The following is a 22,469-nucleotide window of genomic DNA, read 5'->3' on the forward strand; positions in this document are numbered from 1 at the left end:
TATGCGACAAGAAAGAGRCGGAATATCATGAAAGCAGTCAACTGGAACCGACCAGACGACGATTATACATTAGCGTTCTGGCAACAAAATGTGATGCAATTCTGGACGGATGAGGAAATTCCGTTGTCCGACGATCAGATGGCATGGATGGACTTGAGCAAGGTGGAGCAGGACGTATACAAGAAAGTGCTAGGCGGGCTAACGTTGCTGGATACCGTGCAAGGCGGGGTAGGCATGCCAAGAATCGTCGAGCACGTAGAGGGGCTGCAGCGCAAGGCTGTGCTGTCCTTCATGGGCATGATGGAGCAAATTCATGCGAAGTCGTACAGCAGCATCTTCACGACGCTTGCGGCGGCTGAGGAGATCGACGAAATATTCCGATGGGTGGAGAGCAATCCACGCTTGCAGTTGAAGGCGAGTCGCATTACTTCCGTCTATGCGGACATTAGCGGGCCCAAGTCATTGTACATGGCCATGGCCGCTTCCGTCCTGCTGGAGAGCTTCTTGTTCTACAGYGGCTTCTTCTATCCGCTATACTTGGCAGGGCAAGGAAAGATGACAAGTAGCGGGGAAATTATCGACCTTATCCTGAGGGATGAGAGCATCCACGGGCTGTATGTGGGAACATTGGCGCAGGAAGTGTTCCAGCAGTTGGACGCGGATACGCGCGAGGCGGCGAAAGAAGAACTGATGTCTCTGTTCACGGAGCTGTATCACAATGAAGTCGAATATACGAATGAGCTGTATGCACCCATTGGTCTGCAGGACGAAGTTATTGTGTACGTCAGGTATAACGCGAATAAAGCTCTTATGAACTTGGGACTAGAGTCATACTTCCCGGACGAGCCGGTCAATCCGATCGTGTTCAACGGCATCAGCACGCGGACGAAGCAGCATGACTTCTTCTCCAAGAAAGGCAACGGCTACGTCAGGACGCTTCATGTCGAGCCGTTGCGTGATGAAGATTTCACATTTGCCTGAATCAAAGGGTTGGTAGTGTGCCAGCAGCGGTTTGACGGAACTCGGAAGGCGTCACGCCTTTCAGTTCCTTGAACACGCGTGAGAACGTACGGAATGATTCGAAGCCTACCTCAGCCGCTATGTCAGACACGGTCATCTCGGTTGAAGCGAGCAGACTTGATGCTCTTCGAATACGGAGGGCATGCAGGTAGCTCAGGAAACTTTGGCCGACAAGCTCCTTGAACGAGCGACTAATATAGGGAACACTTACTTGGAACATGCTGGCTAACAACTCCAACGTAACGTTTTCCTGCATGTAATGCGTATTGACATACTGGACCAGCTTCCAGGTGTCTTTCTTTTTCTCATGGGGACGCAGCGATTGAGGTTGGGTGATCCCGTTGTGTGAGCGGATGAACAGCATCAACACTTCCACTAGCTTGGCACGAAGGTAGCTGTTCCTTCCCAGCTCACAACCTTCGAATTCCTTGCGCATATCCAGAAACATTGCACTTACGGACTGGAAGAGTGTGGAATCCAACAATTGGTGCGATTGAATGTCGTCACCGATACGTAGAAGCAGACTGCTAACCTCGAGTTCAAGCAGGGCGTCAGTTAAGATGCCGATGTCGAACATGCAGCAAACGAGCTCTATCGAGCAATCCGTGTCGTTAGAGAAATTATGAATTTGATGAGGAAGCAGCATGAACATGGTACCGGGCTGGAAATCGTACTTCACACCGTTGATTACAGTTGAGCCCTTCCCCTTCAACACGAGCCCGAATTCCGCGAACTCATGATGGTGAACCGGGTAGCTGCCTATGGAATGAATGCCAATGTAGAACGGGAACATGCCTTCCGTTATATTACGCATTTGCAAAGCTTCTTCATAGATCGGGAATATGGTCATCGGGCAACCTCCTGATTATCATACGCCAATTGTACCATATAAGCCCAGATGGGTTGAATAGATTGTAAGAAGAGGTTATCCGGTAGTTGACTTAATTCAATTTATGTATTATCTTTAAATCAAGATTATTTATTTGAAGACAAATGATCTTATAGGATCAAAAAGGAGGGCTTCAAATGACAAACATTTATCGGACCATTGAGGGGACTTTCCAAGGCGCACCCGTTCACATGGTAGGTGATGGGTTTCGAGTATCCAATTACTTTCCGTCAGGTAATAACTTGCAGCAACGATTCAGTCCCTTTATCTTGTTGGATTATAATGCACCGTATGATTTCCCACCAAGTAATGAAACTAAGGGGGTAGGTGCACATCCTCATCGGGGCTTCGAAACCGTGTCTATTGCCTACGAGGGAACTGTCGAGCACCATGACAACCATGGTAATCACGGAATTATCGGACCTGGGGACGTTCAGTGGATGACCGCTGGCTCCGGGCTGTTGCATAAGGAGTATCATGAGAAGGAGTTTTCTAAACGAGGCGGGACGTTTCATTTCATTCAACTTTGGGTGAATCTTCCACGAGCTAATAAGATGCATGCTCCCAAATATCAAGAACTGTTGAAAAAAGATATGGGTCTAGCAGAACTGCCTGACAATGGTGGAACTGTTCGTGTCATTGCTGGGGATTATAATGGCGTTCGTGGACCGGCTGATACGTTTACTCCGATCCATTTGTTCGATATAGCATTCAAAGCCAACGGCAAAGCGAACTTTGAACTTCCGGCTTCTTACAATACTGCAGCCTTGGTGCTCAGAGGGAGTGCACGAATCAACGACACCACCGTTGCGAAAGAAGGGAGTTTCGTGTTGTTCGGCAACACCCCTGGTGAAATCCTTATCGAAGGGCAAACTGATGATACACTCGTCATCATACTAAGTGGTGAGCCGATTAATGAACCGGTTTATCAACACGGGCCATTTGTGATGAATAGCCGTGAAGAGATCATGGAAGCCTTTCAAGATTTTCAATCAGGCAAAATGGGAAGTTCGGATTTCTAACGTAAAAGTCCTGACGCTGCCATACAGCGTCAGGACTTTTTTTGCCTTGGGGTAGTAGCACATGACCATCAAGCTAAGAACAACGAAAAAGGATCAGCCATTGAAAGAAGCTAACGCATAATTCAATTCCACATCCTGCCCTTCGATAACCTTCATCCTTAATGTTTGCTCGTTCATGGGAACTGTAATGTCGGGAGTCGCTCCGCCTTGTCCACGTTCATCGCTATCGCCTTGAATCGTTTTGTCTCGATTTAGGGATCTGCCATCCGGGAACCGCACGACATATCCTCCCGGCATTTTCATTTCTATAGGAGCGGAAACGACACCGAAAGAACCGTTCGTAGACGTAAAGCCGACAATCTTGACATTGGGCATTCCTTTTAAGAAYAAAGGTAAGCCTTCCCCCGAGCTAGCAGTGTTAGGATTAATAAGGACAGCGATTTTCCCTGGAAAGTAAATCCGCGAAGGATGAACGGTTCTGGTTTCGGCACGGTTGATTTCGAAACGTCCCGTATTCCGATTGTAGTAGCTGACGTATTCAAAGATCTTCTTCTCGTTCACGAAATGTCCTGCCATTTGGGCAACAAGGTCATCGTCTCCGCCCGGATTATCCCGTAGATCAATGATGATTCCCTTTACGTGTTTCTCTTGAAACTCTATTAATATATCTTCCAGCGCTTGCGCGGGATCGGATTGCGTTGTTCCGGGAAGGAAATATTTGATCTTAACGTACCCGTATTCGTTCCGAAGGATCTCACCTTCCACGGGAGGATCTTCTTTCTTCAGCTTTAACTTCGTTTTCTTCAAGGTCTCGTACTGATCGTCGTAGGCTGTTAGCATCGCAGTCATAATCGCTTGATCGTCCCGATTCCGAAATTCGACTTGGATTTCTTTGCCGACCGGAGCTCTTGCCAAGAACCGTCCTTGATTTTGAATCCGATCTCCTTCGGTTGCCGACGGGTTCTCGCTCCAGGACGTTTGGTCCAATGCTTCCTGAACGTCTTTCCCGTCCCACGAAATGATTTCGGCTCCGAGCTTGATTCCGCTTTTGTCGGCCGGGCTGCCCGCTAACAGCAAGCTAACCAACACCTTGCCGTTATCCAATCGAACCGCGCTAATCCCAACTCCGCCGCCGACTTCATTCTTAAACGCGTTATTATCGTCGTACAGCTGTTCGTTCGCGATTTTGATATGACCGTCACGGAAAGAAAAGAGGTATTCCCTCAAAGTTTTATAGTAGAGGTCCGGGTCTTGGTTGATTTCCGCTTGGAGGAATAGTGGCTCGTATTGATTTCTCTTTGCTTCCCAATCGATTTTTTTCCAGTCTCCGAAAGGATATTCGGCGGACAACCTTTCGTTCATCGCGATGAAAGCTTTGGAATAGCTCTTATCGCTTAAATCGCTCACCGGATTGTATCGAACTTCACCCGCAATGGATAATGCCAATAGCGTAGGCAGGGAACCGAGGACGCAAACGATAACCATGACGGTCCGGAATTTCGGGGACATCGGCTTAATGGCTGGTTTGAAAATTATTCCAATGGTGCTTAAGAAAAGGATGGCTGTAGAGGAGTAAATCAGCAGAGCCAGTATAGAGGCATCGCCATTGATAAGGCTTATAACCGCAATGATTACACCGATGCTCGGTGTAAAGTCAAACCACCTGTTATTTTTGAGAAGGGGCAAAGCATACCGCAGCAAGACGAACAAGTTTAACGCACATAAAATCATTTCCCAGACAGTCAACCATTTCAATGAATCGATAACATCCTGAATAAAGCTCATCGTTTATATTCCTCCGATCGGTTCAATGTGTTTCGCAATGAGCTTATGGGAGAAATATGAACGGAGCGTGAACTCATTTTTTTATAAGGACGGAATCGGACGGAGGGACACCGGGGAGCGTCACGGTGAACGTTGTGCCCAGACCGACCGTACTATTGACCTCTATGCTTCCGTGATGGAGAGCAACGATTTTTTGGGAGATGGCAAGACCGAGACCATTGCCGCTCCGGTCTTCGGCCCGCGACTTGTCCGCCTTGTAAAAGCGCTCGAAAATAGGGCTTAAATCCTCCGGCGCAATGCCGATCCCGGAATCGCTTATCGCAACGGCAATCTCATGAGGATGGGGTCGGCTGATCGCGATTAGGACTTGTCCGGCGTGGGGCGTGAACTTGATTGCATTCCCGAGCAAATTCATCCAAACTTGATTGAGTTGATCCCGGTCGGCCGTTATTCTGACGCCGGCACCCGAAGGGGACTCTATATCGACGCGAAGGCTTTTGGCCGACCACTGGGGCTCGCACGCAACGATGACTCGCCGAATTTGCTCATCGAGGTTAAACGATTCCGTCTCGAACGGATGATGATCCGATTCGAGGGAAGTTAACTTCAGCAGATTATCGCTGAGTCTGGACAACCTGTTGCTCTCGGTAACAATAATATCCAAGTATTGGACGCGATCGTCCTCCGGAATAACCAGATTGCCATCCTTCAACGCCTTCGCGAATCCGGAGATGGAAGTTAACGGCGATTGGATTTCATGAGACACGTTCGATACGAAATCCTGTCGCATACGCTCCATTTGCTTGATTTCCCGAGCCATGTCGTTAATGCTCCGCGAGAGAGTTCCCAGCTCGTCTCTGCGATTGATTTTCAACTGAACATCGAAGTCGCCTTTGGCCAGCCGCTTAGTCGCATCCGTCATCGCTTGAAGAGGCTTCACCAGGTATCTACCGGCAACGAGAATGCACAAGCTTCCGATCGCGAGCATGAGGAGCAGAATGGTGAACAACAAACGGATGATCGTGATTTCGTTCTTGGAAGAGCTCTGCACAAATAAGGCATAACGTTTTCCTTCGGATGAAAACGGAAGGCCGACGAACGTTCCTTTATCTTTTCCTTGTGAACGGTACAGTTCTCCGCGCAGCACCTTGCGAACGGATTCCGGGTTAATCTCTTCGGCCTTCTTGCCCTTGGTCGGTACATAGGAGTTCACCCCGCCATTGCCGTCGTAAAGCTGCAAGGTATAGGAAACCAATTCGGCCATATGATCCATGAAATCATCCAAATCCGGAGGATTCGTTTGTTCGTACACGCGAATCATACGATCACCGACCGCGATCATATCGTTTTTCCCCGTATCGTTTAGATCATTCTGGAATAGTGCAAGGGCGAGGAAGAGGGATGAGATCAAGCTGATGACGATAACGGCCAGAAAAGTCAGCACGACGCGAACGTATAACGTTTTCATCCCGGATTCACCGCCAGACGATAGCCGACGCTTCGTGCCGTTTCAATGCGGAAATGGCGGACGTCCCCGGCAAAGCGTTCCCGTAGCCGCTTGATATGAACGTCGACGGTCCGGTCGTCGCCTTCGTAATCCATGCCCCAAATCTGTGTGATCAACTGCTCTCTCGTAAAAATCTGCCCCGGGTGGCCGGCAAGCATGAACAGCAGTTCGAATTCTTTCAGAGGCAAAGCCAATTCCTCGTCTCCCCGAATGACCTTATACGTCTTCCGGTTCAGCACGATTTCACCCAACGGGATGACCTGGGACGAGGCAATACGGTATCGCTTCAGTAACGCTTTGACCCTCATCACAAGCTCAACAGGATCGAACGGCTTCGTCATATAATCGTCGGTCCCGAGCTGGAAGCCTTTTATCTTTTGACCTGATTCGCCCTTGGCCGTTACCATCAGGAGCGGAATGTCGGGATCGTTTTTCCGAATCTCTTGGCACAACTCCCATCCGTCCATATGCGGCATCATAATGTCGAGGATGACCAGATCGATTCCCGTACCTTTGACGATGGCATGTGCATCGATGCCGTTGTCCGCCTCGGTCAGATCGAACCCTTCATTTTTCAAGTAGAGGCGCATCAGGGTGCGAATGTGCGGATCGTCGTCCACAATAAGAATTTTGACCATATAAACAATCCTCCAATGGGAAGCTATAGCCTGAATGAGGGTATGAACAGACATTACTATGATATCAATAATTCCGTCAATTTTGTCTCTTTTCGAGATCGATTTGGCATGCAAAAAATGTTGTRGTCCCTTACTATGGTAAATAGCAATATAATGGGAGGTAGGGCTTCTATGTCATTACGGCTTGGTTGTGCAAAAATCGATATTACTCCCGAACGGTCCATTCCGTTATCAGGGTTTGCCGTACGGGGTAACAGGCCTTTCGAGAATGTACATACTCGTCTAAATGCAAGAGTGGTTGTACTGCAGCAAGGTGACGGACAAGGGCATAATGACGGTGAGCGGGCATTGATCGTCTCCGCAGACTTGTTGTGGTGGGGGACGGATCGGATGGACACGATTCGTGCAACGCTTACTTCCCGTTGGGGAATGAAGCCGGAATGCGTCATTCTGAATGCTACGCATAGTCATTCAGGGCCGCAGACGAGCTTCCGCTTCCATCGGTTACTCGGATCGGCCGATCAAGCTTATGTGGAACAATTGGAGCGGCAGTTATATGAGGCTGTACAGGAAGCGATGCTGAATATGGAGCCGGTCACGGTGGAGCGGGGTTTGGGTTCTTGTGATAATGGAATCCAGCGCCGGAAATACGTCAACGGCTCGACTATCGGTGGACCGAATCCGGATGGTCCGGTTGATCATGATGTGAATGTGATCCGGTTCAGCGGTGTCGATAGGAAAGTGAAGGCGCTGATGGTACACTACGCCTGCCATCCGGTTACGACGAGTGCGAATGAAGTATCGTCCGAGTTCACTGGACATGCGATGGAAAGGCTAGAACGCGACCTGGACGGTACGGTCTGTATGTTCCTGCAGGGATGTTGCGCGGATATTAATATATATACCGAATCCGCTGATCCTGCGATAACGGACCCTCGCGACAAAGTCGCTTATTTCGGGGAGCGGCTGGCCGATTCTGTGTTGAAAGTGCTGAAACGGCCGATGGCTGAGCTCCTGGGAACACAACTGGCGGGTGTAAGAGTAGAAGTGCCGCTGCAAGTTAGGTCGCTTGCATCGCGAGAAGAGCTGAATACACTTGCCGCAGCAGGGAAACCGCCCTATGACGAGTGGGCCATGGAAATGCTGAACCGCTTCGATGAGCGCGAAACTGCCCTTATGATGGAATTCACCCGCCTGGATATTGCAGAGGGCTTATCACTCCTAGCCATGAATGCCGAAGTCGTCGTCGAATATGGGCTTTACGTGAAAGCCTTATCTGACGATGTTCTGCCGATGGGCTATTCGAATGGTATGATCGGATATGTACCGATGGCTTATCAGCTCAAGTGCAACGGGTATGAAACAGATGAGTCGAGTTATTACTTTCATTTGCCAGCCATGCTGGAACCTGACATTGAACGACCGGTACTCGAAATGTTAAAGAGGTTGACCCTGAGTCAACCAGGAGAAGCGGAGGACGAACGATGAATATTGCTGTAATCGGCTGTGGGACGATGGGGAAGATGTATATGGAACGATTGTCCAAGATGGCGGGAGTCACATTGTCTGCGATCAGTAATCGTTCCGAGGACATACTGTTGGAGTGCGCAGCACAGTTCGGAGCAGCTGCCTATACGTCTTATGAGGAGCTGCTAGCTTCATCGGATGTGGATATAGTCTGCGTAACGCTGCCCACCCATCTACATAAGGAGGTCGTTATCCTGGCGGCCGCACATGGGAAGCACGTCATCTGTGAGAAGCCGCTAGCTCTTTCACCTGAGGATGCTATGGAGATGCAAGAAGCGTGTGAACGCGGCGGTGTCAAGCTATATGCAGCTCACGTGCTTAGGTTCTTTCCTGAGTATGCGCAGTTGCGCCAACAGGTTGCTGCAGATGCGGTCGGGAAGATCGGAGTTGCCCATGCGAAGCGGGCGAGTAAGTCGCCACCGGCTAACTCCTGGTATGTGGACAAGGTAAGAAGCGGGGGCATTATTCTGGATCTGATGATTCATGACCTGGATTTCTTACGCTGGACACTTGGCGAGGTGAAGAGTGTATTCGCATCCAACCGGACGAACGACGGCGTTGACTATGCTTCTGCCACCCTGCGCTTCGTAAGTGGCGCTATCGCCAACGTAGAGGCTTACTGGGGGTATCCGGGCTCGTTCCTGACTCAGACGGAGCTGGCCGGCACTAAGGGCGTGTTGCGATTCGACAGTACGCAAACTCGGTCCATGGTCGTGCAACGATCCGATCCGGAGCCATTCCACTTGAGAGGTGTCGGCTTTCCGAATCGATCCTCGCTCGTAGATCCATTCACGACGCAGCTGCAGCATTTCATCTCATGCTTGCGAAGCGGGAGTGAACCGATCGTAACAGCAGCTGATGGCGTGATGGCGGTCAGACTGGCTTGTGCGGCGATCGAATCCTTGCAAACGGGATTGCCTGTCCGATTCCAACACCAGGCTCAGGAGGTGTCACGATGACTACTATACGAATCGGAATGATCAGCTTTGCCCATTCCCACGGCAATAGCTACCTGCGCGAACTGATGAAGCTTGACGGAGTTCAGGTTGTGGGACTATACGACCCGGAGTATGACCGGGTCGCGCAGCACATAGAGGAGTGGGGACTCCCCTATTATGACGATCATCATAAGCTRCTGGCTGAGGAGATGGACGCCGTCGTCATCTGTTCGGAGAATGTGGAGCACGGCCGCTTCACATCAGATGCAGCAAGAGCTGGCAAGCATGTGCTGTGTGAGAAGCCGCTCGGTGTATCAATTGAGYAGATGCAGCAGATGATCGCGGTTTGCCAAGAGTATAATGTACAGCTCATGACTGCTTTCCCGTGCCGTTATTTGGCCGCCGTCATTGACGCCAAGGCTGCTATTGACGACGGGGCTATCGGTGACGTCATGGCGATCAAGGGCACGAATAGAGGGAGGATGCCCGGGCGATGGTTCATTGATCCGGCGCTGTCCGGAGGAGGCGCAGTTCTGGACCATACGGTTCACGTCATGGACCTGATGAACTGGATACTGGACACGGAGCCGGAGGAAGTGTATGCCGAAGTAGGTGAGTTGTTCCATGACAATCTGGGCATCGACGATGCCGGGATGATTCATGTGAAATTCCGCAACGGGGCACTTGGTATCCTGGACCCGAGCTGGTCACGACCATTGGGCTACGTGAGGGGTACTGACGTGACGATGGAAATCATCGGCACGAAGGGCGTCATCAGCGTAGACGGTTTCGCACAAGCGAACGAGACATTCTTCAGCGAGAGTGGGAAGACGGTGCGCAGCTTCTGGGGAGATGGGATGGATGGCCCGCTCGTTCGGGACTTTATACGTGCACTTCGCGAGAATGTGCCTGTTTCGATTACAGGAGAAGATGGCCTGAAGTCGACGGCAGTAGCCATCGCGGCTTATGAATCGGCCAGACAGGGCAAGCCTGTGAAGGTGCGCCTGTAAGAACATGGACAGACAAGAATAAAGTTCATTGAATACGGCAAGCCTTCCTTTGTAGCGGCAAGGGAAGGTTTTGCTGTTTCTGCTCATCAATTGCGGCGGTAAATCGGGATTGACAGATTCATGGCCCGGTGATATTATGCAAATAACCATTAAAACATAGTAAACTAATAGGAATTATATGATAAATGGCATCGGAGGAATGGCAAGATGGAACATACGATTACGATACCTTATGATACTGAGGAATTGAGGGCCGCGATTCATTATCCGAATCGGGAGGGTGGCTATAGTGGTATCCCGCTTGACCGATGCCCCACGATCGTATTCTGCCATGGCTTCGTAGGCAATCGGATCGGAGTAGACCGCTTGTTCGTGAATGCGGCCCGGCTGTTCAGCCGTGCGGGTTACGTCGTTGTCCGATTCGATTACGCTGGTTGCGGGGAGAGTACGGGAAATTATGGGGCCGGCGGACTTGATTCCTTGATCAATCAGACTCGTGTCGTTCTGGACTACTTGCTGGACGTCGATTACGTCGATCCCGATCGATTGACCTTAATCGGTCATAGCCTGGGTGGTGCGGTAGCACTGCTGACAGCATCGGTCGATAAGCGAATCAAATCACTGGCTCTATGGTCAGCGGTTGCCCATCCCTTCAATGATATTATTCGCATCGTTGGACAACCGACCTACGATAAATCGATTCAGGAAGGGTCAGCCGATTATTTGGGTTACAGCTTCAAGCCGAGCTTTTTCGAATCGTTGGCGACGCATCAACCCTTGGCACGTGTTCGTTATTTTTCTGGTGATGTACTGGTACTGCACGGCACCTCCGATGATACCGTTCCTCCTGATTATGGTTCCATCTATCAGAAAGTGTTCTGGATGAGAACCGACGGTCAATGCGATTTGGAGTGGATCTTCAAGGGGGATCACACGTATTCGTCTGGAGAAAGCAAAACAGAGCTTTATGGAAAAACGCTGAATTGGCTGGAAGATCGGGAAAGACAAAAACGTGAATGGCAAAACTGGGAAATATAAGCTAAGCTAAGCTGCGGGAGGATCGCGGCTTGGTTTTTTCTTTTTGATTACGGATAAAATTGGAATTTTTGAAAAAAAACCTTGCAAAATTGGATTGATGTGTTAGAAAATTGTAGTAACTTTGCTAAGGATGACTCTTGCAATGACACAGGGGGCGAGAAACTTGGAGCTTGTTTCATTGATGGCTGAACGGGAGCTGTTCAAGTCATTCGTCCAGATGTCTGCTGTGGCTGCAGCTTGGATGGATCGTTATGGAAACTGGTTGATGGTTAATAAAGCCTTGTGTGAGCTCTCTGGATACACGGAACAACAATGGATCATGACTGAATTGATCGGAACTGTGATTATGACGAGGGGTGATCGCGTCATATCCCTCATGGATTGTATTGTAGAAGAAACATCGTGCTGTGAAGTGAAGTTGTTCCATAAGAACGGCTGCTCCGACATACAGCTGCACTTGAATGAGGTCATTCTTCCTTCTGGGACATCGTCCGGTTATCTGGTTCAATTCAAGGAGAAACTACCTATTGAAACGATTGCAACCAAGCATGGGCGGGATTTAGATCAGCATTTCAAGCTGGAGCAGGCACTACACTTGAATAAGCAGCATTACAAGTCGTTATTCGACAATCATCCCGATGCGGTCTTCTCCTTGGACATGCGGGGCTGTTTCCTTACGCTCAATGAGTCTTGTGAACTCATTACCGGCTACTCTGCCAGAGAGCTGTTCCTAACGATGCTCACGAACCAGATCCACCCGGAGGACTACGTGCAAACGTTCGATCATTTCCTGCAAGCCACAAACGGAGAAGCGCAACAATTCTACACGCGTGTACTGCATAAGAACGGAAGCATGATTGAATTCCGTATGTATTTCTTGCCGATACAGGTAGATGGCATTACGATGGGCGTCTATGGGATAGCCAAAGATATTACCCAGGAGAAGCGGCTAATCGAGAACCTCCGGATTAGTCAAGAGATGTACAAGCTTATTGAAGAAAACTCGTTTGATCTTATTATGCGCTGTACACTTGATGGGGTTATGCTGTACATATCTCCATCCTGTAATAAAATGCTTGGCTACGAACAGCATGAACTTAGGGGAAAGCGATACGATCGATACATTCATCCGAATGAATTGTCCTTGCTCGAAGCGCAATTAAATAGACAATTTGAGAATCAACATGATTCGACGTTGTATTCGTACCGAGTTCTGCATAAGAACGGACACTATGTCTGGATGGAGACAATGGCAACCCTTGTACGAGATCATCCTGAGGGGGCGGGAACAGGACTGCTCTGTGTCTCCAGAGACATTTCGGAACGGAAGCAGACGGAGGAGCTTATGTTACGCTCCGAGAAGCTGCTGATGGCTGGTCAACTTGCAGCAGGCATCGCTCATGAGATTCGCAACCCGTTGACCTCGATCAAGGGCTTCCTGCAGCTATTGTCTTCCCAGATGAAGGACAAGCAGGGTTACGTGGACATTATGAATTCCGAGCTTAATCGCATCGAAGAGATTACTAGCGAACTGCTGCTACTGGCCAAGCCTCATGAGCAAGCGTTCCGTCAGCACGAGATGAACAGCTTGCTGAAGATGGTCATCTCGATTATGGAGCCGCAGGCCATTCTGAACAATGTTCAGATCGAAGGTTCGTTCGGCGAGGAAAGTCTGTACATATGTTGTGATGAGAATCAATTGAAGCAAGTGTTCGTTAATTTCATCAAGAATGCAATTGAGGCCATGCCACAAGGCGGAGAGCTAAACGTCCATGTAGCCAAGCGGCATAACGAGGCGATTGTGTCCATAATAGATCAAGGCTGTGGAATACCAGCAGAGAAGCTGGCGCACATCTGGCAGCCGTTCTATACGACGAAGGAGAAGGGCACTGGACTAGGTCTAATGGTTAGTTACAGCATTATAGAGAACCATCGGGGCTCCATACATGTAACGAGTGAGCCTGACGTGGGCACTACGTTCAGCATTCGGATTCCTCTGGTGGGGAATCAATAGAAACTTCGGGAAGACTAGAGGAAGCGGATGTATACCTCATCGAATCGCTCGGATTTAGCCTTTTTGCGCATTTGGATTTGAAGGGTTCCATCACGGAACTCAGCTTTGCTCGTATTAGATTGGACGATGGCTGGCAGGCGGACATACTGCACATTTTGTCCAGGTCCTTCGATTTTCAACTTCTGGGAGTTGGCGAAGAGCTGAAGTTTACGTAGCAGCAACTCGTCAGGGACAGGGATTTTGACGATTACGCTGCGATGCGTTTCGAATACTTCCGTTTGCAACGACTGGGGCTGCTGGCCCTGCTGGCCCTGCTGGCTCTGCTTCGCGGCAGGGTCCGGTACGGCCTGCTTCATCATTGTATGAATGAATTTATCTACCCAGGCCAAGTCCTGGGTTTTTCCTTGTTGAAAGGAAGATATTCCGTTGAATAGTTCCTCGAACTGCTTCCAATTGAACCCAAAAGGGAAATCTTTGCCGTCATCAGCCATCGTGTAATCCCTCCAATTCGTATTCCATCAAGTAGTAACGTCCGTGGTTTATACACCCATTCTATGTCAGATGCAGGTGTCGAGTGCACAACAATAGCTCCTTCGCAAATCGATTCGCACAACTGGGCGGATACACTCATACACTAACACATGGACTAAAGAGCGAAGGGTGTTCGTCATGCCGTCTATTGTTGGTAACATCAAAATACTAAGCGTAGGTCCAAGCTCAGTCGTACAGATTGGCGATGCCATTGTCATCTCTCCAGTGAGTACGTCCAAGACATACGCGGGCGCCAATTCCTTTAATACTGGAGATAATTTCGGACCGTCGATAGTTAACAACGCAGGTAACATTACTAAGACGAATGATCAGGATGTCATCGATTCCGGCAGTAAAAAGGTGGTCGAATAATGAACCTCATCGTCAATCAGAGCATCGTGATCCAACAGCTGAAGGTTGGAGGCATATCCAATTCGTCCATCTTGCAAATAGGTACTGCAGGCATTATTAAATCGCACTCGCAGTTGTATAATACCGGACAATTCACGGGGCCGGCGCCTCAAGCCGGGGCTGTCGGCACACCTCTAGTCCCGCTGCCTTCTCCAACTTAACGCACAGGGATGCATCATGATGTGTCATGCCCTTCCGTCTACCCGTCATACAATAGGGAGAAGGGACTTGACTGCAAGTAGGGTCAAGGTAGGAAGGGGTGAGCACGATGAACAGCGGCTACGACTGGAACGCCATATTCCGTCAGTTGTATACCCAATTGCTATGGCAATCGGAGAAACTGGTCAAGATGGATCGCAAGCTGGATGATATATTGTTGGAGCTGCAGGCGCTCCGCCGTCAGAAGGCAGTTAATGTGGAGAAAATCGAATACAATTTCGATCAGCTCAAGGTGGAGAAGCTGGACGGAACTTTAAATATCGGCATAACGCCGGACAATGCCAAATCAATCGAGCAGTTCGCCATAGGAGATAATGATGTGATGGTAGGGCCGATCCCGATCAAGACCGATGCACCGGAATCGTATGCTGCTATCCAAAGCGGAGTTATGAATTACTTGAACGTCGATGTTCCGAATGAAATGAAGACGATGGAAGGGAAATACAACTTGTCGTTGGCTGGTGAATATCGTGATCATATCTTGGCGGACGTTAAGAAGCAAGTGAACGAACGGATCGCTCATTACATGCAAAAGTTTGAGTTGAAGGACGATGCGGAGGATCGGGACGATCACGTAAAAATCATATCGGATCGGGTCAAGAACGATATCCGACTTGGTGTAGAGCGGTACTTGCAAACATTTCCGAAGCAGGAGGGGGAAGAGTCATGAACATGAATGTGGTTAACAAAGAGATACGAATTGGGACCATTCAAATAAGAGGGGTGTCGATCTCGTCTGTATTTCTCGTCGGGGATACGGACATTATTACGCTCGCCTCGATCTTCGACACACCACCCGAGGCGCTCATTATTGGACCGTTAGTTCCGCTTGCTGCAGAGCGCTGATCAAGTTTAACGGAGAAAGAGGGTGTTTAGGAATGTTATGCAATCGTACAATAAACGTCCAGGACATAAATTTGGACGCGATCTCGAGTGCATCGATATTTCGGGTCGGCGATTCGGATGTGATCCGTCCGCGAAATCGAGTATTCGCCTTGCAGAGGGAAATCGCTTTTTTCCTGCCAGACGAAGGCGGGTTCTCCAACTATCCAATGTTTACCCAGCCGATTCCACAGCCATCACTATACAACCCCGTTCAGTTGTGCATACACAATGAGAATCAAGGCATTGAAGTAGGCTGGATTAATATTACGGCTGTAGCTGCTGCCTCCATCGCCCAGATGGGGAATTCCCGAGTGATTGACTCGGAGAGCCGGGTTATTAACATCAGGCAGTTGTTGCGGGGAGAAAGGCCAGTAGGACCGCCTAGGGACACTGCCGGTAGGATTGAAAGCAAATAAGAGGAACCTCTATTCGAGCGGCCGGATGGCTGAAGCTCAATGGAGGTTTTTTTAGTTGGTCATATATAATATAAAGTGTATCTTAAATCAATGTGATTAAGAGTTTGTGGATTAATTATTTAGTTTAGGCATTTTATTAAGTTTTTATTCCCTATATATTGCGTACTATAAAATTATATGGTATGTATTATATATCAAAAAATACGATCTTATAAGCAGCTGTGGGAGGATGAAATGAGATGGAATTGAACTGGGTCAAGCGATTCGAGGATGGGAATGCGAAGATGAAACATTTGCTTGGAGGGAAGGGCGCGAATTTGGCAGAAATGACGAAAGCGGGCCTGCCTGTTCCTCCAGGCTTTACGATAACGACAGAGGCATGCCGCGAATATTTCCGCCAAGGTTCCAGCTTACCAGCAGGCTTGATGGAGCAGGCGTTCCAGTCACTAACCAGTCTGGAATCCAGTCAGAACAAAGTATTCGGTGATCCCGAACGACCTCTGCTCGTTTCGGTACGCTCCGGCTCCGTTAATTCCATGCCAGGTATGATGGACACGATTCTGAATGTAGGTCTGAACGATAAGACGGTTGAGGGTTTGGCTCGCTTGACTAGAAATCCCCGGTTCGCCTACGATTGCTACCGCCGACTCGTCCAGATGTTTGGCAATGTCGTGTTCGGCATAGAGGGCATCCAGTTCGAACAGCTGCTGCATCAACTGAAGGATACGCGAGGTGTCGAGCAGGATCGCGATGTGGACGCCGAAGGATGGCAGACGCTCATTGGTCAATACAAGGCATTGATTCGTCGTCATTCCCGGATGGAGTTTCCCCAAGTGGTACAGGACCAACTCCGGTTGGCTGTTGATGCTGTATTCCGCTCATGGGATAATACACGCGCCAAAGTGTATCGGAAGGTGCATCAGATTCCAGACGCACAAGGGACGGCCGTCAACATTCAGACGATGGTGTTCGGTAATCGTGGCGAGGATTGCGGCACTGGTGTCGTCTTCACGCGCGACCCTTCTACCGGAGAGAAAGTGCTGTATGGCGAATTTCTGACGAACGCTCAAGGTGAAGATGTAGTGGCGGGATCCCGAACACCGCGCGCCATAATCGAATTAGAGTCCGTTATGCCGGAAGTGTACGCCCAGCTGTTGGCCACTGCCAACCGACTGGAAGCTCATTATAAGGATATGCAGGATATCGAGTTCACCGTAGAGGGCGGCAAATTGTACATCCTGCAAACCCGCAACGGTAAGCGCTCGGCGCAGGCTTCGATGAAGATCGGCGTCGACCTCGTCGACGAAGGGGTACTGACGCCCGCGGAAGCGGTGCGTCGCGTGGAAGCCGGCCATCTGGATCAGCTGCTCCATCCGACGATTCGTTCGGATGTCGAGCTGAACGTGCTGGCCATAGGTCTTCCGGCGTCGCCAGGCGCGGCCACCGGGCAAGCCGTCTTCGACGCCGACACCGCCGAGCGGTGGGCGTCCGCCGGCAAGCGTGTCATCCTCGTGCGCGCGGAGACGACGCCCGAGGACATTCACGGCGTGCTCGCCGCGGAGGGTGTGCTCACGAGCCGCGGCGGCATGACGAGCCACGCGGCGGTCGTAGCGCGCGGCATGGGCAAGCCGTGCGTCTGCGGCTGCGAGGTGCTGCGCATCGACACCGAGAACGGCACGCTCGCTGTCGGCGGTACAGTCGTCCGCGAGGGTGATTTTGTAACGATCGACGGAGCGACCGGACGCGTCATTCTTGGTTCTGTACCATTGAAGGAGGCGGAGATGACAGCCGAGCTGCGTCAATTGTTGACATGGGCGGACGACATCCGCACATTGCGGGTCGTGGCGAACGCCGACAATCCGGAGGATGCTCGGAAAGCCCGTGAATTCGGTGCGGAAGGAATCGGTCTCTGCCGAACTGAGCATATGTTCCTGCTGCCGGAACGTCTGCCCATCGTGCAGGCGATGATTCTCGCCGAGACGCTCGAAGGACGGATGGAAGCGTTGGATCAGCTGTTGCCAATGCAACGGGAAGACTTCGAGGGGCTGTTCCGGGCTATGGATGGTCTGCCGGTCTCGATTCGGTTGTTGGATCCGCCGCTGCACGAATTTCTGCCGAACTTGGAGGAATTGAAGAGCAAACTGGCTGACGCTACTTCCCAGCAATCCCGTCAGGAATTGGAGCGGATGATCCGCAAGGTGAAATCGCTGCACGAAGTGAATCCGATGCTCGGTCAGCGGGGATGCCGCCTCGGGATCCTATACCCGGAAATTTATGAGATGCAAGTGGAGGCTGTCTTCCTTGCGGTTCAATCTTGCTTGAAGGATGGCGTTAAGGTCATTCCAGAAATTATGATCCCGCTTGTGGGCCATGTGAACGAGCTGAGAATATTACGTGAAATGGTTGATACTACCGCTGTACGGGTACTTCAGGAAGAAGCCAAGAGCTGCAGTTACAAGGTTGGAACGATGATTGAAGTACCGCGTGCCGCCTTGACAGCCGCTCATATCGCTGAATATGCTGATTTCTTCTCCTTCGGGACGAACGATTTGACGCAGATGACATATGGATATAGCCGCGACGATGCGGAAGGCAAATTCCTGACCGCCTATGTGGACCGCCGAATATTGGAGCAAAATCCGTTCCAAGTGCTCGATCGCGACGGAGTCGGTCAGTTGATCGAATGGGCGGTAGAGAAAGGCCGTGCCGTCAAGCCGGCACTCAAAACCGGCGTGTGCGGTGAACATGGCGGTGACCGTCAGTCGATTGGCTTCTGCCACGAAGCCGGACTGGATTATATCAGTTGCTCACCGTTTCGCATCCCGCTTGCCCGAATTGCGGCCGCTCAGGCGAAGCTCGAGGCTGATGAAGTAGCTGTGACGAAGAGTGAGGGCTTGCTGCAAGCGATTGGCCAGTAATCGCGAAGTTCAAGAGAAGCCAGACGAACGAAGCCTGTATACGTTCGTCTGGCATTTCTTCGCCATTCAGGCTAACATAGAAGAAACGAAATGTTTTTTTGGTCGAAGGAGGGGATCCGCCATCGAATTATCGGTACGTCAACTGGAAATGATCCGGCTTGTAAAACAGCATGCCCCGATTACCGGGGAACAAATCGCCGAGCAGTTGAATTTGAGCCGCCCGACGATTCGTTCGGACTTGGCGCTGCTCGTTATGCTCGGTTATTTGGATGCGAAGCCGAAGGTTGGTTACTTTCTGGGCAATGCTGCTGCGTCTGAACACCATGGGGCAAGGAAATTGCTTGGCTTGAAAGTGAAAGATGTACAGTCGATTCCGGTCATAGTATTGGAGACGGCAACCGTGCATGACGCGGTCGTTGTCTTGTTCATGGAGAACGTCGGCACATTAATGGTTACGGATGCTGAAGGTTCACTGCGCGGGATGGTATCGCGCAAGGACTTGCTTAAGGTAACTCTTGGCAATCCAAGTGCCGCGACGATGCCGGTCAGTCTCGTCATGACCCGCCAACCGAATATTATTACCGTATCGCCAGAGGAAGCCGTTATTGAGGCAGCCCGAAAGATGATTCATCATCAAGTCGACAGTCTACCGGTCGTTGCTACGATTCAGGACGAGAAGGCAGCGACATCTCGGCAAGAGATAGTCGGGCGCATCACGAAGACGACTATGACCCGACTCTTAGTCGGATTCGCGGCTGATCCGGGGTCCGTCTAGGGGAATAAGCCTACGAAGTACATTTGCTCCGCAAATGGTAAAGGAGGAACTCGTGACAGAGCAGCATCATATCATTTACATTTGTTCGGATGCCGTCGGGGAAACAGCGGAAGCTGTCGTACGTGCTACGATGCGTCAATTCGATGCGCACCAGGTTAAGATCAAGCGTTTCGCCCATGTTCGCTATGAGGATGAAATTCGCACCATGATGGAAGAAGCAGCCGAGCACGGAGGATTCGTCGCCTATACGCTCGTCCAGCCGGAGCTCAGAGAGATGATCCGGGAAGAGTCGATCCGACTCAGTGTGCGCGCGGTAGATATTATGGGGCCTGTGATGCAAGCGTTTATCGACACGTTCAATGATTCGCCGAAGCGTAAGCCTGGTTTGCTGCATGAGATGGACGACGATTACTTCCGACGCGTGGAAGCGATCGAATTCGCCGTTAAGTGCGACGACGGTCGCGACACGAATGCGCTTCTGCAGGCGCAGCTCGTGCTGCTCGGCGTTTCGCGTACGTCGAAGACACCGCTTAGTATATTCCTTGCACACAAGGGGATCAAGGTAGGGAACTTCCCGCTCGTACCGGAAGTGAAGGCGCCCAAGGAGCTGTTCATGCTGCCGGAGAGGCGTATTATCGGCCTGACGATGGACGCCGAGCAACTGCTTAAGATTCGCACAGAACGTTTGAAGGCAGTTGGGCTGCCATACGGCGCGAAGTACGCCACGCTGCAGCGCATCATGGAGGAGTTGGAGTATGCCCATGACTTGATGAAGCGGCTGAATTGCCCGGTTATTAACGTGACGGATAAAGCAATTGAGGAGACCGCTGGCATCGTGATGGGGTATATGTCCTGAGAGAAATGGGTAGTTGCTATTGTTGCTCTACAGCGAAGCGGTATAGCGGGGAATCCACTCGCTATACCGCTTCGCTGTAGAGCGTTCTTATTTCTAGAAGGATGTCGGCAACCCATCCGAAATCGAACCAAATCGAGCTGACAAATATCGACTCATTGGTGCTAGAGAATCACCTCTTACGCTTGATCCCATGGTATTGTTCAAGATGAACATGAAGATTACATGCCTTTTCATAGTGGGAGAAGCATCAGGTGTAGATGATCGTATTATGCCAGCTATATTCGGAACTTTCCGGAGAGTACAATAAACAATTCATATGCGGGAACCCAACTAAATTGAGTGGGTTCTTTTTTGATTGGGGACACCTCTGATAGGTAGTGTAGTGATAAAAAGATCATAGGATTTGATCAGATGCCCTAACACACATTTATTAAGATGCCAATATTATAGAGTGTGATTAATATCATTTAAGGAGGCATTACTATTATGAGAAAACAAATATCAGCTCGAAGAAAAAACGTGAAATTAAGACAGACGCATGACCACGAATTTGAAGGCAGTACGAAATTAGCAGAACAAGGTGCGGATCGGCATAATCATCGTTTTGCAGGCGTTACAGGTCAAGTGATTCCAGTAGGCAACAGTCATATCCATGAAATAGATCTCACGCATACTGATTTCTTGAACCATTTTCATAATCTCAAAAAAATAAGGACTGGACTTGCAATTCCTGTTGGCAACGGCAAGCATGTGCACTTTGTAAGTGGGACAACTACTTTAAACGATGGTCATGTACATCGTTTCAATTTTGCTACGCTTATTCAAAAACCCCTTGTATAATTATGATAATATAATAAGGGTCATGCTGATAAAGAACGAGTGCAGGAAACCAACCTTACCAGGGGTAGGTCATTGCCTTGGCATAAATCAAAGGTCGTCGATGAGTCACATCCGACGACCTTTTCATTTTCATGTAAGCCTATCTTACTTTGCGTCTTCTGCTTGGATCTGCTCGAAAGATGCATCGAACAACTTGCTTCCGTTGAACCTCGTCAACGACTCCTCGCAACAAATAGGCCAGTTCTTGGACTTATCTCGTGATTAATGAGGCGCTCCGACGAGAGCGGGAGTATTTCCCAAATCCCGCTTTATCTACCACCTTTCTCCGCTTGAATATCATGTTCCTCTACATAATTGCGATAGCTTTTTCTGTTGTGGTAATTGCGTTCGCAACGGAAGAATGCACCGTTCTTCCTTTCCCGAGCGGGATGACCAGGGGCGTGCCGAACACGGGGTCTTGCGTGATGCGGCAGTTCATCTCGAATACATCGCGAATGAGCCGGTCATTCACGACCTCTTCAGGCTTACCAGAGGCGTACACGGTCTTGTCCTTCACCGCCACAATATGATGTGCATAGCGGCACGCCAAGTTGATGTCATGGAGAACCATGACGATCGTGCGCTGTTCCTTCTCATTCAGCTCGAACAGCAAGTCCAGCACTTCGATCTGATGTGTGAGGTCCAGGAAGGTGGTAGGTTCATCCAAAAGAATCGTCTGCGTACCCTGTGCAAGGGTCATCGCAATCCAGGCCCGCTGGCGCTGCCCACCTGATAACGAATCTACGGTACGATCGGCAAGAGCTTCCATCCCTGTCGCACGCATCGCCTCCCTGACCATCTTCTCGTCTTCCTGCGACCATTGTTTCAGCCAATTCTGGTAAGGGTAGCGGCCTTGCTTCACGAGCTGCAGGACGGTCAGACCTTCCGGAGCAACCGGACCTTGCGGTAGAATCGCCAACTGTCGGGCCACTTCCTTCGTCGACATCTCAGCGATAGCCCGGCCATCCAATAGCAGCTGTCCGTTCTTGGGCTTCAATAAGCGAGCCATGGAACGGAGCAGGGTCGATTTACCGGAGCCGTTACTCCCAATGAACACTGTAATTTGACCTTTGGGCACCCGCATATTCAGATTTTCGATAATGGCAGCGTCGCCGTAAGATAAAGTAAGCTGTTTCGTTTCAAGAGCGGTCACGGGAAGCTCCCCTTTCGGAATTAGAGAAAATGATTCAA

The 22,469-nt window shown here is 50.1% G+C and carries 22 protein-coding genes; 16 read left to right on the forward strand and 6 right to left on the reverse strand.

What is annotated here, in order from left to right:
• Positions 1 to 27: 27 nt before the first annotated feature.
• A complete protein-coding gene (nrdF, locus tag AC1DWB_RS08330; RefSeq protein WP_477540583.1) occupies positions 28 to 981 on the forward strand; it encodes a class 1b ribonucleoside-diphosphate reductase subunit beta in 954 nt (317 codons plus the stop codon).
• 1 nt (position 982) lies between these two features.
• On the opposite strand, the gene AC1DWB_RS08335 is transcribed toward nrdF, so the two are convergent.
• A complete protein-coding gene (locus AC1DWB_RS08335; RefSeq protein WP_477540584.1) occupies positions 983 to 1,870 on the reverse strand; it encodes a helix-turn-helix domain-containing protein in 888 nt (295 codons plus the stop codon).
• Positions 1,871 to 2,046: 176 nt separating this feature from the next.
• Here AC1DWB_RS08335 and AC1DWB_RS08340 point away from each other — a divergent pair, with 176 nt between their 5' ends.
• Positions 2,047 to 2,931 carry a pirin family protein gene (locus tag AC1DWB_RS08340; protein WP_477540585.1) on the forward strand — a complete coding sequence of 295 codons (885 nt, stop codon included), beginning with the start codon at positions 2,047 to 2,049 and terminating at the stop codon, positions 2,929 to 2,931.
• Positions 2,932 to 3,024: 93 nt separating this feature from the next.
• On the opposite strand, the gene AC1DWB_RS08345 is transcribed toward AC1DWB_RS08340, so the two are convergent.
• From AC1DWB_RS08345 to AC1DWB_RS08355, 3 genes are all read right to left on the reverse strand, one after another.
• Positions 3,025 to 4,716 (reverse strand): S41 family peptidase, encoded by a 1,692-nt coding sequence (locus AC1DWB_RS08345; RefSeq protein WP_477540586.1) that lies wholly within the window; start codon positions 4,714 to 4,716, stop codon positions 3,025 to 3,027.
• 73 nt (positions 4,717 to 4,789) lie between these two features.
• Positions 4,790 to 6,184 (reverse strand): HAMP domain-containing sensor histidine kinase, encoded by a 1,395-nt coding sequence (locus AC1DWB_RS08350; RefSeq protein WP_477540587.1) that lies wholly within the window; start codon positions 6,182 to 6,184, stop codon positions 4,790 to 4,792.
• Positions 6,181 to 6,861: a response regulator transcription factor gene (locus tag AC1DWB_RS08355; RefSeq protein ID WP_477540588.1), complete on the reverse strand. Its 681-nt coding sequence runs from the start codon at positions 6,859 to 6,861 to the stop codon at positions 6,181 to 6,183. Before AC1DWB_RS08355 ends, AC1DWB_RS08350 begins: the two co-directional genes overlap by 4 nt.
• Positions 6,862 to 7,032: 171 nt before the next feature.
• On the opposite strand from AC1DWB_RS08355, the gene AC1DWB_RS08360 reads away from it, so the two are divergent.
• The 5 genes from AC1DWB_RS08360 (at position 7,033) to AC1DWB_RS08380 (ending at position 13,388) form a co-directional block, all read left to right on the forward strand.
• Positions 7,033 to 8,349, forward strand: a complete 1,317-nt coding sequence (locus tag AC1DWB_RS08360; RefSeq protein WP_477540589.1) for a neutral/alkaline non-lysosomal ceramidase N-terminal domain-containing protein — start codon at positions 7,033 to 7,035, stop codon at positions 8,347 to 8,349.
• Positions 8,346 to 9,347, forward strand: a complete 1,002-nt coding sequence (locus tag AC1DWB_RS08365; RefSeq protein ID WP_477540590.1) for a Gfo/Idh/MocA family protein — start codon at positions 8,346 to 8,348, stop codon at positions 9,345 to 9,347. Before AC1DWB_RS08360 ends, AC1DWB_RS08365 begins: the two co-directional genes overlap by 4 nt.
• Positions 9,344 to 10,336: a Gfo/Idh/MocA family protein gene (locus AC1DWB_RS08370; RefSeq protein WP_477540591.1), complete on the forward strand. Its 993-nt coding sequence runs from the start codon at positions 9,344 to 9,346 to the stop codon at positions 10,334 to 10,336. The genes AC1DWB_RS08365 and AC1DWB_RS08370 overlap by 4 nt, the downstream gene beginning before the upstream one ends.
• A 207-nt stretch (positions 10,337 to 10,543) precedes the next feature.
• Complete coding sequence (locus tag AC1DWB_RS08375) at positions 10,544 to 11,374, forward strand: alpha/beta hydrolase (protein WP_477540592.1); 831 nt, start codon at positions 10,544 to 10,546, stop codon at positions 11,372 to 11,374.
• A 163-nt stretch (positions 11,375 to 11,537) separates the two neighbouring features.
• Entirely contained in the window at positions 11,538 to 13,388 is a 1,851-nt protein-coding gene (locus AC1DWB_RS08380; RefSeq protein ID WP_477540593.1) for a PAS domain S-box protein, read from the forward strand.
• Positions 13,389 to 13,402: 14 nt separating this feature from the next.
• On the opposite strand, the gene AC1DWB_RS08385 is transcribed toward AC1DWB_RS08380, so the two are convergent.
• Positions 13,403 to 13,879 carry an Hsp20/alpha crystallin family protein gene (locus AC1DWB_RS08385; RefSeq protein ID WP_477540594.1) on the reverse strand — a complete coding sequence of 159 codons (477 nt, stop codon included), beginning with the start codon at positions 13,877 to 13,879 and terminating at the stop codon, positions 13,403 to 13,405.
• A 178-nt stretch (positions 13,880 to 14,057) separates the two neighbouring features.
• On the opposite strand from AC1DWB_RS08385, the gene AC1DWB_RS08390 reads away from it, so the two are divergent.
• The 9 genes from AC1DWB_RS08390 to AC1DWB_RS08430 all read left to right on the forward strand — a co-directional run bounded on the left by AC1DWB_RS08390 (position 14,058) and on the right by AC1DWB_RS08430 (position 21,239).
• Positions 14,058 to 14,291 carry a spore germination protein gene (locus tag AC1DWB_RS08390; RefSeq protein WP_477540595.1) on the forward strand — a complete coding sequence of 78 codons (234 nt, stop codon included), beginning with the start codon at positions 14,058 to 14,060 and terminating at the stop codon, positions 14,289 to 14,291.
• On the forward strand, positions 14,291 to 14,491 hold the full coding sequence (locus AC1DWB_RS08395; RefSeq protein WP_477540596.1) for a spore germination protein GerPB: 201 nt from the start codon (positions 14,291 to 14,293) through the stop codon (positions 14,489 to 14,491). Before AC1DWB_RS08390 ends, AC1DWB_RS08395 begins: the two co-directional genes overlap by 1 nt.
• Before the next feature lie 107 nt (positions 14,492 to 14,598).
• Positions 14,599 to 15,219 (forward strand): spore germination protein GerPC, encoded by a 621-nt coding sequence (gene gerPC, locus AC1DWB_RS08400; RefSeq protein WP_477540597.1) that lies wholly within the window; start codon positions 14,599 to 14,601, stop codon positions 15,217 to 15,219.
• Positions 15,216 to 15,395: a spore gernimation protein GerPD gene (locus tag AC1DWB_RS08405; RefSeq protein WP_477540598.1), complete on the forward strand. Its 180-nt coding sequence runs from the start codon at positions 15,216 to 15,218 to the stop codon at positions 15,393 to 15,395. The genes gerPC and AC1DWB_RS08405 overlap by 4 nt, the downstream gene beginning before the upstream one ends.
• A gap of 32 nt (positions 15,396 to 15,427) precedes the next feature.
• The gene (locus tag AC1DWB_RS08410; protein ID WP_477540599.1) at positions 15,428 to 15,850 is read left to right on the forward strand and encodes a spore germination protein GerPE; all 423 of its coding nucleotides are present in this window, start codon (positions 15,428 to 15,430) and stop codon (positions 15,848 to 15,850) included.
• 239 nt (positions 15,851 to 16,089) lie between these two features.
• Positions 16,090 to 18,768 (forward strand): pyruvate, phosphate dikinase, encoded by a 2,679-nt coding sequence (ppdK, locus tag AC1DWB_RS08415; protein ID WP_477540600.1) that lies wholly within the window; start codon positions 16,090 to 16,092, stop codon positions 18,766 to 18,768.
• Between the two features lie 148 nt (positions 18,769 to 18,916).
• On the forward strand, positions 18,917 to 19,543 hold the full coding sequence (locus AC1DWB_RS08420) for a helix-turn-helix transcriptional regulator (protein WP_477540628.1): 627 nt from the start codon (positions 18,917 to 18,919) through the stop codon (positions 19,541 to 19,543).
• A gap of 34 nt (positions 19,544 to 19,577) precedes the next feature.
• Positions 19,578 to 20,399 (forward strand): pyruvate, water dikinase regulatory protein, encoded by an 822-nt coding sequence (locus tag AC1DWB_RS08425; protein WP_477540601.1) that lies wholly within the window; start codon positions 19,578 to 19,580, stop codon positions 20,397 to 20,399.
• Between the two features lie 486 nt (positions 20,400 to 20,885).
• Positions 20,886 to 21,239: a YmaF family protein gene (locus AC1DWB_RS08430; RefSeq protein ID WP_477540602.1), complete on the forward strand. Its 354-nt coding sequence runs from the start codon at positions 20,886 to 20,888 to the stop codon at positions 21,237 to 21,239.
• A gap of 346 nt (positions 21,240 to 21,585) precedes the next feature.
• Here the strand turns inward: AC1DWB_RS08430 and AC1DWB_RS08435 are convergent, their stop codons facing one another.
• Positions 21,586 to 22,431 carry an ABC transporter ATP-binding protein gene (locus AC1DWB_RS08435; RefSeq protein WP_477540603.1) on the reverse strand — a complete coding sequence of 282 codons (846 nt, stop codon included), beginning with the start codon at positions 22,429 to 22,431 and terminating at the stop codon, positions 21,586 to 21,588.
• Positions 22,432 to 22,469: the final 38 nt, after the last annotated feature.

Source organism: Paenibacillus sp. P4_E11 (assembly GCF_056401635.1).